Origin of the sequence: Prevotella sp. E9-3 (assembly GCF_022024015.1) — a bacterium.
Lineage (GTDB): Bacteria > Bacteroidota > Bacteroidia > Bacteroidales > Bacteroidaceae > Prevotella.
Genome location: NZ_CP091786.1, coordinates 3,004,670 through 3,022,084, shown reverse-complemented (window position 1 = coordinate 3,022,084; position 17,415 = coordinate 3,004,670). Strand labels below are relative to the sequence as shown.

General features: G+C 46.3%; 11 protein-coding genes. 8 read left to right on the top strand and 3 right to left on the bottom strand.

The window, feature by feature from the left end; all coding sequences use genetic code 11:
• Positions 1 to 3: 3 nt before the first annotated feature.
• Together L6475_RS11825 and gdhA are read right to left on the bottom strand one after the other, a co-directional pair.
• A complete protein-coding gene (locus L6475_RS11825; protein WP_237820295.1) occupies positions 4 to 576 on the bottom strand; it encodes a septal ring lytic transglycosylase RlpA family protein in 573 nt (190 codons plus the stop codon).
• Between the two features lie 13 nt (positions 577 to 589).
• Complete coding sequence (gene gdhA, locus L6475_RS11820) at positions 590 to 1,930, bottom strand: NADP-specific glutamate dehydrogenase (protein ID WP_237820293.1); 1,341 nt, start codon at positions 1,928 to 1,930, stop codon at positions 590 to 592.
• 201 nt (positions 1,931 to 2,131) lie between these two features.
• On the opposite strand from gdhA, the gene queF reads away from it, so the two are divergent.
• The gene (gene queF, locus L6475_RS11815) at positions 2,132 to 2,599 is read left to right on the top strand and encodes a preQ(1) synthase (protein WP_237820291.1); all 468 of its coding nucleotides are present in this window, start codon (positions 2,132 to 2,134) and stop codon (positions 2,597 to 2,599) included.
• A gap of 172 nt (positions 2,600 to 2,771) precedes the next feature.
• Here the strand turns inward: queF and L6475_RS11810 are convergent, their stop codons facing one another.
• Positions 2,772 to 3,524 carry a lipocalin family protein gene (locus L6475_RS11810; protein WP_237820289.1) on the bottom strand — a complete coding sequence of 251 codons (753 nt, stop codon included), beginning with the start codon at positions 3,522 to 3,524 and terminating at the stop codon, positions 2,772 to 2,774.
• A gap of 155 nt (positions 3,525 to 3,679) precedes the next feature.
• Here L6475_RS11810 and L6475_RS11805 point away from each other — a divergent pair, with 155 nt between their 5' ends.
• The 7 genes from L6475_RS11805 (at position 3,680) to L6475_RS11775 (ending at position 16,789) form a co-directional block, all read left to right on the top strand.
• Positions 3,680 to 5,458 (top strand): oxaloacetate decarboxylase, encoded by a 1,779-nt coding sequence (locus L6475_RS11805; protein WP_237820287.1) that lies wholly within the window; start codon positions 3,680 to 3,682, stop codon positions 5,456 to 5,458.
• A 104-nt stretch (positions 5,459 to 5,562) separates the two neighbouring features.
• Entirely contained in the window at positions 5,563 to 6,060 is a 498-nt protein-coding gene (locus L6475_RS11800; protein WP_237820285.1) for an HD domain-containing protein, read from the top strand.
• A gap of 115 nt (positions 6,061 to 6,175) precedes the next feature.
• Positions 6,176 to 9,118, top strand: a complete 2,943-nt coding sequence (locus L6475_RS11795; RefSeq protein ID WP_237820283.1) for a putative LPS assembly protein LptD — start codon at positions 6,176 to 6,178, stop codon at positions 9,116 to 9,118.
• 76 nt (positions 9,119 to 9,194) lie between these two features.
• A complete protein-coding gene (hflX, locus tag L6475_RS11790; protein ID WP_237820281.1) occupies positions 9,195 to 10,502 on the top strand; it encodes a GTPase HflX in 1,308 nt (435 codons plus the stop codon).
• 22 nt (positions 10,503 to 10,524) lie between these two features.
• Entirely contained in the window at positions 10,525 to 11,973 is a 1,449-nt protein-coding gene (locus L6475_RS11785) for a hypothetical protein (RefSeq protein ID WP_237820279.1), read from the top strand.
• Positions 11,974 to 11,978: 5 nt separating this feature from the next.
• Positions 11,979 to 13,832, top strand: coding sequence for a DUF4954 family protein (locus L6475_RS11780; protein WP_237824151.1), 1,854 nt, complete (start codon positions 11,979 to 11,981; stop codon positions 13,830 to 13,832).
• A gap of 29 nt (positions 13,833 to 13,861) precedes the next feature.
• Complete coding sequence (locus L6475_RS11775; RefSeq protein ID WP_237820277.1) at positions 13,862 to 16,789, top strand: pitrilysin family protein; 2,928 nt, start codon at positions 13,862 to 13,864, stop codon at positions 16,787 to 16,789.
• Positions 16,790 to 17,415: the final 626 nt, after the last annotated feature.

The window sequence follows — 17,415 nt, the reverse complement described above, 5'->3', positions numbered from 1 at the left end:
TGCTTAGCCTTTGTTTTTTCTGTTTTTATTCTTTTTCTTTGGATGAACAATGAGTTCGTCTTCTTGCCAGATAGCACGTAGCGTGTCGGGCAATTCAACATTCATTTCTTCTACGCGCGGCAACTCAAAACGCATGGCTGGAGCCAGCAATGGAATGGTAATGCTATAAGCCTCTTCCACAGTGACATGGGCTACTCCCTTAGCCAATATGCCAATTTCCTTAGCCGCTTTCCATGATAGGTCAATAATACGATTCCGTACATAGGGACCGCGGTCGTTCACACGTACTATCACCGATTTGCCATTGTCTATATTCGTTACTCTCAATAGGGTTCCGAGTGGAAAGGTGCGGTGAGCACAGGTCATAGAGTCGTGGTGAAGCCGCTCCCCACTGGCGGTTCTACCTCCAGTAGCGCGACGGGAGTAATAGGAGGCTAATCCATCTTTGAGTTGAGCATGAAGAAGTGAGGAACGAAAAGTGAAGAGTGAAGAATTTGTAAATGAATTGAATAGAAAGGCACATAAGATGATTATGCGTCGATGGTCTATAGTTGTAACAAATCCTTTACTCTTCACTTCTTTTTTATTTTTATACTATACCTTGAGCCATCATGGCTTTGGCAACCTTCATGAAGCCAGCCACATTGGCACCTTTCACATAGTTGATGTATCCAGAAGGCTCCTTGCCGTACTTGACGCACTGCTCGTGGATACCCTGCATAATGTGGTGCAAACGCTGATCTACCTCAGCTGCTGTCCACGACATGCGCATAGAGTTCTGGGTCATTTCCAATCCGCTGGTGGCCACACCTCCTGCATTGACAGCCTTGCCAGGAGCAAACAACTGACCAGCAGCCACAAACTTGTTTACGGCATCGGCGGTACAACCCATGTTTGACACCTCAGCCACGCAAAGCGGCTTCTGAGCCAGAATACGGTCGGCATCGTCGCCGTTCAATTCGTTCTGGGTAGCGCAAGGCAGATAGATGTCAGCTTTCTGTTCCCAAGGCTTCTTTCCCTCGAAGAACTGTGCTCCCTCAAACTCCTCGGCATAGGGCGAACAGATGTCGTTACCACTTGAACGCAATTCCAATAGGTAGTCAATCTTCTCGGCATCCAGTCCGGCAGGATCATAGATATATCCGTCGGGACCACTGATGGTGATAACCTTAGCTCCCAGTTCGGTAGCTTTCTTGGCAGCACCCCAGGCCACGTTGCCGAATCCAGAGATGGCTATTGTCTTTCCTTTGATGTCGAGGCCATGGGTCTGCATCATGTGATTTACGAAATAGAGTGCACCAAATCCAGTGGCTTCCGGACGAAGAATACTGCCGCCCCACTCAATGCCTTTACCCGTAAGGGTGGCACCGTGGAACTGTGAGGTCAGTTTCTTGTACATTCCGAACAGATAGCCAATCTCACGGCCACCAACGCCGATATCACCGGCAGGTACGTCCATATCGGGACCAATCACCTTGTATAGTTCCATCATAAATGCTTGACAGAAACGCATGATCTCTGCCTCACTCTTGCCACGTGGAGCAAAATCGCTACCGCCTTTACCACCGCCCATAGGCAATGTGGTCAGTGCGTTTTTGAATGTTTGCTCAAAGCCCAGGAACTTCAGGATGGAAAGGTTCACCGAGGGGTGGAAACGCAGTCCGCCTTTGTATGGGCCAATGGCACTGTTGAACTGCACACGATAACCGATGTTCACCTGAACCTCGCCCTTGTCATCGACCCAGGGTACTCGGAAGGTAGTGATGCGCTCCGGTTCTACAATGCGTTCAACTATTTTTGCTTTCTCAAACTCAGGATGCTGGTTGTACACATCCTTTATTGATTCCAGCACTTCTCTTACAGCTTGGAGGTACTCCAATTCACCTGGGTGCTTCCGCTCCAGGTTCTGCATAATTTTCTCCACTTCCATAGTCTTAGTATTTATTGGGGTTACAAATTGTTTTAAATCGATGCAAATATATAGAAAAAAACAATATGTGCCAAATGAATAGAAGGATTTTTAATAATGTTTTGTAGTGCTATTCAAATAAAATATGTAACTTTGCACGCTCAATTTTATTTTTATTCACATAGGGGTACTTGCTAAACCCCCTTTATCAAAACAAGAATAATGGATACAAACAGAAAACAAGAAGGGTTGCACTTGCTGGGTAATGATACCGACTATGCTGCAACTTATGCTCCTGAAGTGCTGGAAACATTTCAGAACCGTCATCCCGAAAACGATTATTGGGTTCAGTTTAACTGCCCTGAGTTCACCAGTCTTTGTCCCATTACCGGACAGCCTGACTTTGCAGAGATAAAGATTCAGTATATTCCAGGTGAACGTATGGTGGAGAGTAAGAGTTTGAAACTTTATCTGTTCTCTTTCCGTAATCATGGCGATTTTCATGAGGACTGTGTGAACATCATCATGAAAGATTTGGTGAAACTGATGCAGCCCAAGTATATTGAGGTGATCGGACTCTTCATGCCTCGTGGCGGTATCAGCATTTATCCTTATGCCAACTATGGTCAGCCTGGTACAAAGTATGAAGAACTGGCCTCACAACGACTGATGCAGCATCAGCTTGTTTAAGTTGCAAGAAATGAAAAATTGCATTGCTTTCCTTTAACGATAGGGATGCAATGCAATTTTTATTAAAATAAATTTTGGCCATTATTTTTTGAATTTTGGCCAAAATTTGAAAAATAATGGCCAAAATTCAAAATGAGAGAATTACCGTTGATGTGTAATTCGCATTTTCCTGTTACTCTTTCTTTGGATAATAATGACGTAATCCGTCGTTGAATTGCAGAATCAGTGTATCACGATTCATTAAAATGAATTCAGCGGTATCGGTGCTTACAGGATGATTCTGTCCCAGCGAGTCCATTGCCATCTCAGTGAGAAGAAGACGACCGTTGAATAAATGCCATTGACCATAGCGCTTAATGCGAGGATAGTCTATCACATTGTCTTCGTCCTCATTCCATTTGAAGGTTCCTATGGAACGCACAGTATGATCGCCTTTTATATGAATGCTATATTCACGGGGAATAGAGAGTAGTTGCTGGATTGAGTCGGGAAGGTTTTTCACGATCTGCTTCTCAGAATGTCCTTCCATGTCGGCCCTGACATGAAGGGTTGGCATCACCTGGTAGCACCACGTCTCGCGAAGATTTTCCATGTCAATTACATAGTCGGCTACGGTTGAATCCTTTGCGTTGCGCACTACGGCAACTTTGTCGCCAGTACTCAGGCGCCCGAAAATGTGACGGCGGCGCGTAGCATTCAAAATGTTGAACGTGTCGGGGTTGGCCGAAATGTCGTCAATAGGTAGGAACACCAGAATGGTGTCAGTGCATCCGTCGCAGGCCAGTCCGTAAATGGTAGAGTCACCTTCAAGTGGAGCTGACAGCGAGTCAACACCATTGTTGTCTATTGGCGCAGTTTCCTGCTGACCGCCACAAGCCATCATCAGCAGAGCGGTCAAAATCAATGGAAATGAAAATCTTTTCATGTCTCTTTATTTGTTTTCGGCGACAAAGGTAAGCAAAAAGCATTCAATGAAGAAGAAAAAAGCCATAAAAAGCACAATTTTATTGCCTATTCAGGAAATTGTTGTACCTTTGCACCCGCATTTTTAATACATTTTGAAGGTATTTTGAATTAACTATGAGCAAGAAAAAGATTAAGTTTAGTCTTGTCTATCGTGACATGTGGCAGTCGAGCGGTAAGTTCCAGCCACGTAAGGATCAGTTGGCACGTATTGCGCCGGTTATTATTGACATGGGATGTTTTGCCCGTGTAGAAACCAATGGTGGAGCGTTTGAGCAAGTGAACCTGATGGCAGGCGAGAATCCAAACGAAGCCGTTCGCGCTTTCTGTAAGCCTTTCAATGAAGTTGGTATTCAGACCCACATGTTGGATCGTGGCCTTAACGCTTTGCGCATGTATCCAGTGCCCGACGACGTTCGCGAACTGATGTACAAAGTGAAGAAAGCTCAAGGCGTTGACATTCCCCGTATTTTCTGTGGTTTGAACGATACACGTAATATTATCCCCTCTATCAAGTGGGCAAAGGCTGCCGGTATGATTCCCCAGGCCACACTTTGTATCACAACATCGCCTGTGCATACTGTTGAATATTACAGCCGTATTGCTGACGAGGTGATTGCTGCCGGTGCAGAAGAAATCTGCTTGAAGGATATGGCTGGTATCGGACAGCCTGCCATGCTGGGCGCACTGACCAAGGCTATCAAGACCAAGCATCCCGATATTCTCATTCAGTATCACGGACACTCAGGCCCCGGATTGTCAATGGCTTCAATCCTCGAAGTTTGTAACAATGGCGCTGATATCATCGATACTGCTATCGAGCCTCTGAGCTGGGGTAAGGTTCATCCCGATATCATCTCTGTTCAGTCGATGCTGAAGAACGAGGGCTTTGAGGTGGAAGATATCAATATGAATGCCTATATGCAGGCTCGTAGCCTCACACAGGAGTTTATCGACGAATGGTTGGGCTATTTCATTAATCCTGCCAACAAGCACATGTCGTCTCTGTTGCTTGGTTGCGGACTGCCTGGTGGTATGATGGGCTCGATGATGGCCGACCTTGGTCCTATCCAGACCATGATCAACAAACTGCGCGAGAAGAAGGGTGAGACTGCTCTCACCATGGACGATATGCTGGTGAAACTCTTCAACGAGGTAGAGTATGTATGGCCAAAGGTTGGTTATCCCCCATTGGTAACTCCTTTCTCTCAATATACCAAGAACATTGCTCTGATGAACCTTCTCACTATGGAGCAGGGCAAGGGTCGCTACGTAATGATGGACGATGCTATCTGGGGCATGATTCTCGGTAAGAGCGGTAAAGTGCCTGGCACTATCGATCCTGAATTGGTCGAACTTGCAAAATCTCAGAAGCGTGAGTTCACCGATGCTGATCCTCACACACTCATTCCAAATGCGCTTGAAGGATTCAAGAAGGAAATGGACGAGAACGGATGGGACTACGGACAGGACAACGAAGAACTCTTCGAACTGGCTATGCACCCCGAACAGTACCGTCCTTTCAAGAGCGGTCAGGCAAAGAAACAATTCCTCGCTGATCTGCAGAAAGCTAAAGATGCAAAACTTGGCGGCGGTAAGGTCTCAGCAGAAGAGATTGCAGCCTTGAAACATGCTAAGGCCGACGCTTTGGTGGCTCCTTCAGCAGGTCAGATTTTCTATGAGTTCAATGGCGACGGTGAGTGCGCTCCATGCATTGAGCCATTCATTGGTCAGACTTATAAAGAAGGTCAGACATTCTGCTATCTGCAGGAGAAGTGGGGCGAGATTGTTCCTGTACCAGCTGCACTCGGCGGTAAGCTTGTTGACGTACAGGCTAAGCAGGGCGCAAAAGTCCGTAAGGGCGATGTGCTGGCTTGGATTGAGCGTGAAAAATAATCAGTAATATATCCCTAAGGTCTCGATAACAGGCCTTAGGGATTTTCTTTCTTAACTCTTAGGAATACTTTCCTTAACTTTTAGGAACACTTTTCTTAAATCTAATGGACTACTTGTCGCTTATCTGCAAATATTATCCGGAGGATGATGAACTCCGTCGTGTTCTTCTGAAACATTCCCGTCAGGTGGCCGACCGCTGTCTGGCTATCTGTAAAAAACACCCTGAACTTCCTGTTGAGACGCAGTTCGTTGAAGAGGCTGCCATGCTTCACGATATCGGCATACGTTGGTGCAACGCTCCAAGTATCCACTGTTTTGGGGAAGAACCCTACTTGCGCCATGGGCAGATTGGGGCTGAATTGCTAAGAAAAGAAGGCTTTGAGCGTCATGCAAGGGTTTGTGAGCGCCACACAGGAACAGGATTGCCAGGCTTTGAACCCGAAACACTTGAAGAACAACTTGTTTGCTATGCTGATAAGTTCTATTCGAAATCGGATGTTGACCACGTCAGAAGTGTGCTTGAAGTAGCGCAGAGTTTAGAGAAATTCGGACATGATGGCGTAGTAAAATTCCTGCATTGGGCAGAACAATTTGAGGGGTAGGAAACAACCTGATAGATTCTGGAAATACGAATCTTTGTTAATTAATAAGGTGAGAATACAAAAAACTTCGTATTTCGCTCTTTATTCTTCATTAAAAAATCGTACTTTTGCAAGCGTGAAACGAAAGTCGGTCATTCTTTTACTGCTCTTTGCTTTCATATTTGTGATGGCAGGGAGCTATGAGAATTCAAGATACGAGAATTCGGCGAGCAGAATGCGAGGCACAGCTCAAGGGACGAGTCTGCAAGATACGTTCCTTCGTCCTCTTATTCCTGCTCAATTTCTGTTATCCGACACTTCCATTCTTCAGCCTCACCTTGGTTTTATTGACAGTCTGAACATTGACTCGCTTGCCTCTCTGGCCACCGTTTGGCCCGATACCATTGGTATGGATTCGCTTGAACTGGCTATTTGGAAACACAATAAAGCCATTGAAGACTCGTTGCAGGCTGATAGTGTGAACCGACAGCGAAAGAATGGTATCGACTCGCCCGTAACTTTTTCTGCTGAAGACTCATTGATTTATGAAGCTGGTACCGGAATGGCTTTCCTTTACGGATCATCGAATGTGAAGTATCAGAACATGGACCTTCAGAGTGAGCATATTTCATTGAACCTTGACTCTTCGATGGTGCATGCCACTGGTGCTCGCGATACATCAGAGCTAAGTGGAATGAAAGGCCTTCCCGTCTTTAAAATGGGCAATGATACCTATGAGAGTGATACGATGGCCTTCAATTTCAAAACAAAGAAAGGACTTATTCAGCAGGTATATACTGAGCAGGAAGACGGATTCCTGACTAGTGAACTTTCTAAACGCGACAGCGAGGGCAATCTGTATCTTCGTCATGGTCGTTACACCACTTGTGATGACCCTCATCCCGATTTCTACCTTGCTCTTTCCCGTGCAAAGGTGCGCCCAGGAAAGGATGTAGTGTTTGGACCGGCTTATCTGGTAGTTTGTGATGTTCCGGTTCCGTTTGCTATTCCTTATGGTTTCTTTCCCTTTACAAAGAGCTATTCCAGTGGTTTCATCATGCCAACCTATGGAGACGAGACCGAACGTGGCTTCTATTTGCGCGATGGCGGCTATTATTTCGCTTTGAGCGATCAGATGGATTTGAAACTTATTGGCGAAATCTATACGAAAGGTTCATGGGGCCTTTCAGGCTCTTCCAACTATAAGAAACGCTATCGCTATGCAGGTTCGTTCTATGGTAGTTACCAGAATACCATCACGGGCGAGAAGAATATGCCAGACTATGCCAAGCAGACTAGTTTCAAGATTCAATGGAGTCACCGACAGGATGCGAAGGCCAATCCTTATTCAAACCTCTCGGCATCGGTGAACTTCGCAACCAGCAGTTACGAGCGCAACAACCTTACTTCAATGTATAATCCACAGGCGATGACCCAATCCACACGTACATCGTCTGTGAGCTATAGTACCGGCTTCTCAAGCATAGGTTTGTCGCTTTCTACTACGATGAACCTTACGCAGAACATGCGTGACTCCTCGATAGCAGTAACATTCCCCGATCTGAACATCAGCATCTCGCGCTTCTATCCTTTCAAGCGCAAGAAAATGGCAGGTAAGGAACGCTGGTATGAGAAGCTGTCGTTGAGCTATACCGGTCATTTCAGTAATTCTATCAATACGAAGGAAGATAAGATTATGCATTCTGACTTGATAAAGGACTGGAAAAACGGAATGCAGCACAGCATCCCCATTAGTGGAAATTTTGTTCTGTTGAACTACATCAATATCAATCCTTCGTTCAACTTCACAGATCGAACCTATACCAACAAGGTTTATCGTAGTTGGGATGCCACTGAGATGAAGGAAGTGGCTGATACTACCTATGGCTTCTATAATGTGTACAACTGGAACCTCTCGCTGTCAGCCTCTACAAAGTTGTATGGCTTCTATATCCCTTCGCGCAAAATTTTTGGCGATAAGATTGATGCCATCCGTCACGTGTTCTCTCCACAGATCAGTTTCAGTTATGCCCCCGACTTCAGTGCTTCACGCTACGGCTATTACGATAGCTATCAGCGTACAGATGCCAATGGCAATGTGACACTAGTTGAATACTCTCCCTATCAGGGTCAGCTATATGGAGTGCCTGGTAAGGGAAAAACCGGTAGTATTGCCTTTGATATCGGCAATAACGTGGAGATGAAGCTAAAGAGTGACGACGACTCTACCGGATTCAAGAAAATCAGTCTGATTGACGAATTAGGCGCTTCAATGTCGTATAATATGGCCGCTGATGTACGTCCGTGGAGTGATTTGAGCATGCGTTTGCGATTGAAACTCACAAAGAGCTATACCTTCAACATGAACGCCGTATTCGCCAGTTATGTTTACGAGGCCGATTCAGTGGGAGCAACTCCACGTGTGAGTGAGCATACCACCTATTGGGAGCAAGGAAAGTGGGGACGCTTCCAGGGAATGTCTCAAAACCTGTCCTATACCATCAGCAGTGATAAGGTCCAGAAACTGATCAGTTGGCTCAAAGGTGAGCGCCCCAAGAAAAAAGACGAAGACCAGAAGGACTATGACGAGGAGGACGATATGGACACCGAGACCAATATTGACAAGGACCTCGATGCGGGTCGTCATGGCGCTAGGAAGGAGAATGCCGGCAAGGCAGAAACTGATGAGGATGGTTATATGAAGTTCTCACTACCCTGGTCGCTGAGTTTCGGATATGGTGTTACGATGCGCGAGGATGTCGATAAGTCGAAGTTCAACTATCGCACCATGCGCTATCCCTACAAGTTCACTCAAAACTTGAATATGAGTGGTAATATCCGACTCAGTGATGGTTGGAATATATCCTTCTCGTCAGGTTATGACTTTGAAAATAAAAAAATATCAATGACCACCGCTTCATTGGGCCGCGACCTGCATTGCTTCAATATGTCGTGCTCAGTGGTGTTGTCACCTTATACCAGTTATAACTTCTCGTTCCGTTGCAATGCCTCCACTTTGGCCGATGCCTTGAAGTACGACAAGCGTAGCAGCTATTCAAACTCTGTACAGTGGTACTAAAAAGGGAAAAAAGGAACAGTGGAGAGTGAAAACGGTGAGGATGAAAGGTGGAAATACTAACTTGATTTTGACTTGAATGAAAGAATTTGTTATCTCAGAAGCTAAGACCGAGACTGCTGTACTTGTAGCACTGATTACAAAAGAGCAGGATGAGGCTAAGACAAACGAATATCTCGACGAACTGGAGTTTTTGGCCGATACTGCAGGCGCACGTACGCTGAAGCGGTTTACCCAGAAAGTTGCAGGTCCCAGTCAGGTGACCTATGTGGGTACAGGAAAACTTCAGGAAATCAAACAGTATATAAAAGATTGCGACGATGCCTATGATGCATGGTTGGACGAGCAGGATGCATTCCTCACTGACGAAGAGCATACCGATGCCCCCGACCGTGTGGGTATGGTTATTTTCGATGATGAGCTGTCGGCCAAGCAAATGCGTAACATCGAGAAAGAACTCGGTGTGAAGATTCTTGACCGTACCTCTCTCATTCTCGATATCTTTGCTATGCGTGCCCAAACAGCAGAAGCTAAGGCACAGGTGGAACTGGCCCAGCATCGTTATATGTTGCCTCGACTTCAGCGTCTGTGGACTCACCTTGAACGTCAGGGTGGCGGCTCCGGTTCTGGTGGCGGAAAGGGTAGTGTGGGCTTGCGTGGTCCTGGTGAAACCCAGTTGGAGATGGACCGCCGTATCATCCTTCAGCGTATTACCCTGTTGAAACAGCGATTGGCTGAAATAGACAAGCAGAAAACCACCCAGCGAAAGAATCGTGGCCGTCTGATTCGTGTGGCCCTCGTCGGTTATACCAACGTGGGCAAGTCAACCCTGATGAACCTGCTTACCAAGAGCGAGGTGTTTGCCGAGAACAAACTCTTTGCCACCCTTGATACCACGGTACGCAAGATGACCATCGATAATCTGCCGTTCCTCTTGGCCGATACTGTCGGTTTCATCCGTAAACTGCCCTCTGATTTGGTCGAGTCGTTCAAGTCAACCCTTGATGAGGTTCGTGAGGCCGACTTGTTAGTGCATGTAGTTGATATCTCTCATCCTGATTTTGAGGAACAGATCCGGGTTGTTGAACAGACACTGTCTGAACTGGGATGCGCTGAGACTCCAAGTCTGCTGTTGTTCAATAAAGTAGATGCCTATACGTGGACTCCTCAGGAGGAAGATGACCTCACCGAGCCTACACGCGAGAATATCTCGCTGGACGATCTGAAGAAAACCTGGATGGCCAAGATGCACGAAGACTGCCTGTTTATCTCAGCTCGTGAAAGAGACAATATTGATACGCTTCGCGCGTTATTATATAAGAAGGTACGCGAACTTCATGTTCAGAAGTACCCGTACAACGATTTCTTGTATTCAATGGAAGAATGATACAGAAATAACGATATAGATTATGGAACATCAACAGAAAACTAATCAAAGCAATCTGCCAACGGGAATAGTAGCCCGGCTGTTATTCTTCATGTTGGTATCTATTCTAACCTCCTGTAATAAATATTACACGGTACCTGAAGATGGCTTGGAAGTACACAAGACATTTACTGACGATTCTGAAGTTTTGTTTACTCTTTCTGCGGGTGAAATAGTCTATACGAACGTTGAACTGGGCGATTGGGGCTCGGTTTACAGGAAAAGTGATAAGAATCAGAACGGATGGATACGCACTCACATCCTGAAGAGAGTTGACGAAGATGTTGAAGACTCTCTGTTGACGGAAGAGACACTTGAGCGCAAAGCCAAACGCCAGGCTGAACGCGATAGGGTTCAGCATATAGAAGACTCTATCAGGGCAGCAATGCCGCGTGCCGTCTATTTCACGATAGTGGCTGATTCCATAGAATTCTATAGTTACGATATGAGCACCAAGGAAGGTCGCAAACTTGGTAAGAAGGTTGGTGCTCTGGAGAAAGGACGGCGTATCTATACCATGAACGACGACCAGCCGTGGATGATGGTCTATACTGCCGATGATGGCAAGAACGAGCACGGATATATTGAGAACCGAGGTCTCCAACGACTGGAGCAGGCTGAAATGGACAGTTTGAACAATATCCGTATAGATAGTCACCGCGGCTATGCTTTCAAAAACTATTTCCCTGTGATGGTCATCGTACTCGTAGTCCTCTCGCTTTTGGCTTTTGTTCCTTATGTCATGATGCTCCGTCAGCGGAAGAAACGCCATTTCATGAATATTTGCCTAACCTATCTTTGTGCCATTATTATTACATTCTTTGCAGCAGCCCGTTTGGATGGAAGCATGAACTTCAAGTGGTGTTATAATCTGCTGCCTTTTGCATTGTGTACACTCTTAGTTTTTCCGATATACTACACTAACATCAGTCGCAAAGGAATGCGCAGAATACTCAACGCCACATGGGTGCTGATGATTCCTCTGTGCTTTGTTTTATTTGCTCACCATCAGGAAGGCTACCTCTGGGAAGCTTTGAAAATGTGGGCACTGAATGCCGTATTCTTTTGGGCTTTTGTTCGCAGCAGATTACATCTTAAGTGTCCATATTGCGGAATGTACGGCAGTCACATAGATGCTGGAGAAACCTATGGAGGCCGTCAGGGACGTGCTTCAACATCGACTGTGAAGCATGGTAAGAAATTTGTTGGAGAGACAACGGAGCATGTAGGTGAAAACGTAACTAAGATTACCAAATACTTTGAACCGGGATACGTTGAAGAGACAGTCCATTCATGGCTGGTTGATGTCTTCCATCTCAACAAGCGCTGCTTGCAATGTGGCAGAACGTTTAAGGACGGTATCCGTGAAGTAGTAATTGACGGTACTCAATCAAGTGAGACTACAATAAAAGTGAACAAACTAAATAATTAAGTATGATGAAGAACTATAGACAATTAACCCAAGAAGAAATTCACGTTCTTGAACAGAATGAATGTTGGGCAGAAGACTGGAACCGAGTATTAGTGGATGAAAAATTCCGTCCTTATAACTTCCATCGTGTCATTCTTTATGGCGACATACGTTTAGGCTCTTTTGAAAAGAGCATTGAGGTGAGCAACGGTTTCTTCAAACATTCAGGTATTAATGATACCACATTGCGCAACGTAACAGTGGGCGATGACTGTCTGATTGAGAAAGTGGGCAACTTTATCAACAACTATACCATTGGCGATAATTGCTATATCTCAAATATTTCTACCATCGAGACCACCGAAGGGGCTAACTATGGTGCCGGTTCTACTATCTCTGTGCTGAACGAGATGGGCGACGGAAACATCACTCTTTTCCGTGAACTGAACTCGCAGTTGGCCGCCTTTATGGTGAAGTACAATAGCGACAAGGAACTCACACGCCGTCTGCGTCAGCTTATCGACGACGAAGTGCGTGTCTCTACTCCCGAGCGTGGTGTTATTGGCAATAATGTAAAGATTGTCAACACCAAGGAGATAACGAACACCGTGGTGAAGGGCGACTGTGAGATAAATGGAGCCGCCCGCCTCTCTGAGTGTACTATTCTGAGTAGCGAGGATGCCAGCGTATATATCGGCACCGGTGTCATCTGCGAAAATTCAATCATCTGTGACGGCTGCTCTATCAACAACTCTGTGAAGATGCAGGATTGCTTTGTTGGCGAGGCTTGCCAGATTACCAATGGCTTCACGGCCGAGGCGTCACTCTTCTTTGCCAATTCGTTTATGGCCAATGGTGAGGCTTGTGCCGCTTTCTGCGGACCATTCTCAGCCTCTCACCATAAGTCGAGCCTTTTGATTGGCGGACAGTTCTCGTTTTACAATGCAGGTTCGAACACCAACTTCTCTAACCATGCCTATAAGATGGGTCCCTTGCACTATGGTACCTTGGAGCGAGGCACGAAGACGGCTTCCGGTTCCTATGTTCTGATGCCTGCTACCATCGGTGCTTTCAGCGTGTGCTTTGGAAAACTGATGCACCATCCCGATACTCGTTGCCTGCCGTTCAGCTATCTCATTGCCTACGGCGATACGATGTATCTGGTACCTGGACGCAATATCACTACTGTCGGCCTGTATCGTGACATCAAGAAATGGCCAAAGCGCGACAAGCGCTCCAAGCAGTCCAAGAAGTCTATCATTAACTTCGACTGGTTGAGCCCCTTCACTGTAGGAGAGATTCTTGAAGGCATCCAGATTCTTGAAAACCTCAGAGCTGCATCGGGTGGTGATGTGACTACCTATAATTTCCATGAATATGTGATCAACGCCTCTTCTTTGAAGAAAGGCCTGAAGTATTACGATATAGCCCTGCGTATCTTTATGGGAGCCGTGTTGAAACGTGCCCAGAAGGAAGGCTTCTTCGGTATGCCTAAGTCTGAAGTGGGCAAGGGCGATTGGGTTGACCTCAGCGGTATGCTTCTGCCCCAAAGCGAGGAACAGCGTCTCATCGACGATATCAAGGAAGGTACTATTGAGAATATCTCTCAGGTGCTTGACCGCTTCTCTGAGATTAACGAAAACTACAGTGACTATCGTTGGACATGGAGCTATCAGCTGATTCTTGACTATTATCATCTGGACAGTCTTGACGAAGCCGCCTGCGAGCGTATCCGTGAGGACTATGTGCGTGCTCGTCGTGCCTGGATTGCCGAGATTCGTAAGGATGCTGATAAGGAATATGCCATGGGCGATGTGGAAAGAGAAGTCTATGAGGATTTCCTCTCCAAGCTTGACCATGAAATCGACTACGAGAACTAAAATTCAACCATTTAATACATTTATTTTCAATGAAAAATTTTCTGATTCTGATTTGTGCACTGCTGACTTTTGCCAGTTGTAGCAAGAAGTATGAAGAAGTGAAGGGTGATATGTCGCAAACACGTATCTACACCCTGAAGAACGGCCTGAAGGTCTATCTCTCTGTGAACAAAGAAGAACCCCGTATTCAGACTTTCATCGCTGTGCGTACCGGTTCGAAGAACGATCCTGCCGAGACCACTGGTCTGGCCCACTATCTGGAGCACCTGATGTTCAAGGGCACCGCTAAGTTCGGTGTTACCGATCCCGAAGCCGAGGCTCCACTACTTGACGATATCGAGGCTCGTTACGAGAAGTATCGCAAGTTGACCGACCCCGAAGCACGCCGTCAGGCCTATCACGAGATTGATTCCGTGAGCCAGTTGGCTGCCCAGTACTTCATTCCCAACGAGTACGACAAGCTCATGTCGGCCATCGGCGCTGAAGGCACCAATGCCTATACCAGTGAGGATGTGACCTGCTATACGGAGGATATTCCCTCAAACGAAATTGAGAATTGGGCCAAGATTCAGAGCGACCGTTTCCAGAATATGGTGATTCGTGGTTTCCACACCGAGCTCGAAGCTGTGTATGAGGAGTATAATATTCACCTGACCAGCGATATTGACAAGCTCTTCACTGCTATGTCGGCCAAGTTGTATCCCAACCATCCTTATGGCACACAGACCACCATCGGTACACAGGAGCACCTGAAGAATCCTTCCATCACCAATATCAAGGAATATTTCAAGAAGTGGTATGTGCCCAACAATGTGGCTATCTGCATGGCCGGCGATTTCGATCCCGACGAGACGATTGCCATCATCGAGAAGTATTTCGGTGAGTGGCAACCCAGCACCGACGCCGATGGCAAGGTGGCTCCTGTTGAGCAGCCTTCGTTCCCCGAACTGGCTCCCATCACAGCCCCCATCGATACCACTGTGATTGGTCTTGAGGCCGAGACCATCTGGCTTGGCTGGCGTTTCGATGAGGCCAAGTCATTGCAGAGCGACACCCTGCAGGTTATTGAGTCGATGCTGAGCAATGGTACTGCCGGCCTGATCGACCTGGACATCAACCAGCAGATGAAGATGCTTGAAGCATGGGGTGGGGCAATGGCTTCAATGGACTACTCTATGTTCTTGCTGGCCGGTACACCCCGTGAGGGACAGACCCTAGACGAGGTGCGCGCACTGCTGCTTGCTGAGATAGAGAAACTGAAGAAGGGTGAGTTCAGTGACGACCTCCTTCCTTCAGTGATCAACAACCTGAAACTGCAGTATTATAATGCCCTTGAGAACAACCGCTCTCGTGCCAACATGTTTGTACAGTCATTTGTCAATGGCACCCCCTGGGAACAGGAAGTGAAGTTGCTCGATCGTCTGGAAGGAATGACCAAAGAGCAGATTGTTGCTTTTGCCAACCGTCATTTCCAGAACAATTACGTGGCTGTTTATAAGCGTCAGGGCGTTGATCCTACCCAGAAGAAAATTGATAAGCCTCAGATCACTCCTATACCTACCAATCGTGACCTTGTGTCTGATTTCGTGACAGAGATTCAGAATTCTGAGGTGAAGCCCATTGAGCCGAAGTTCGTTGATTTCCAGAAAGACCTTACCTTTGGCAATCTGAACCCACTGCCCGAGATTCAGATTCCTTACATCTACGTGCAGAACAATGAGAATGGCCGTTTCCAGTTGTCTTTCCACTACGACTTTGGCGAAGAGAGCGATGTGCGCTACAACTACGCCGCCGAGTATATTGACTATCTTGGCACCGACTCGTTGACTGCCGAGCAGTTGAAACAGCAGTTCTATAAGTTGGCTTGCAACTACCATATCAGTGTGGGCAGCCGCAGTATCGATGTGGTGCTCAATGGCCTGGGTGAAAACATGCCGCAGGCTGTGGCCCTGTTGGAACATCTGCTGCAGAATGCCAAGGTTGATGAAGATGCTTACCGTCAGTATATCGCCATTCGCGAGAAGGGCCGTGTTGATGCCAAGTCCGACCAGCGCACCAATTTCCAGTATCTTGTTCAGTATGGCCTCTATGGTCCTTACAACTCTTATCGTAACTCCTATACCGCTCAGCAGTTGGCACAGGAGAATCCTCAGGAGTTGCTCGATTTGCTGAAGAACCTCTCACAGTATGAGCACACCGTTTTGTACTATGGTCCGATGAATCAGCTGGACCTCACCGCTGCGCTGGACTCTCACATGGCTACTCTCAAGAGCACACTGAAGCCCGTACCCGAAGGCAAGCACTACACCATGCAGGCTACTCCCGAGAACGAGATTCTTATTGCCCCCTTCGATGCCAAGAACATCTATATGCGCATGTACCACAACGAACAACTGCCATGGAATGCCGATGAGGCTCCTGTGAAAGCATTGTTCAATGAGTATTATGGCGGTGGCATGAACACCATCGTGTTCCAGGAACTCCGTGAGGCACGCGGCTTGGCCTACAATGCCTACGCTGCCTATGTAGAGCCTTCCTACAAGGGCGATCCTGAGTACTATTTCACTCATATCATCACCCAGAACGACAAGATGATGGACTGCGTTCGCCAGTTCCATGTTATCCTCGATAGCATTCCTGAGAGTGAGAACGCCTTCAAGATAGCCAAGGATGCGCTGACCAAGCGTCTTGCTTCACAGCGTACCACCAAGTTCGGGCTCATCAATGCCTGGCTTTATGCCAAGTTGCGCGGTATCGACTACGATATCAACGAGCGCATCTACAACGCCCTGCCCAGTATCACACTGAACGATGTGGTGCGTTTCGAACAGGAACGTATGGCTCGCAAGCCCTATCGCTACATCATTCTTGGCGATGAAAAGGAACTCGACATGGCTGCCCTCCAGCAGTACGGCCCCGTGAAACGAGTCACTACCCAAGAGGTGTTCGGCTATTAATAGCCTACGATACCCTAACGAAATAAAGCAATGGCCAAAGTCATCCCCGACTTTGGCCATTCTTTTTTTGCAAAAAATCGCTTATTACAGTAACCTTTTTTGGTAAAAAATCGCTTATTGTAATAACCTTTTCTATTCTTGTGCTCCAAAAGACGAAGAATTATAAGTCAGTTCTTTTCTTTTTGGAAGTTAGCAGAAGCGGAGCTGAAATAAATTATAGCTATAATTGCGAAAATTATAGCTAAAATTCTGGTAATTATAGCTATAATTTGAACTAAGGGAATAGCAAGTGTAGTGTCATAGAATGGCAAACACTGTCTAATACTTGTTATCCTATGAACGTTTTCTTCGTGAACACACAGAGTCAAATTGATATTGTAATAACGCAAAGTTAGCGAGCTAATGCGTAGAAGCTAAATTAAATTTTGGCCATTATTTTTTGAATTTTGGCCAAAATTTGAAAAATAATGGCCAAAATTTAAAATAAGGGAATAGCAAGTGCAGTATAATAAATTGGTAAATGCCCTGCAATACTTGTTAGATTATTCGTCAACTATAAACAGAACAAACCTTATTTGCAGTTTTTAGCTTAAACTTCTTTTCATTCCAAAAGATTTTTGTACTTT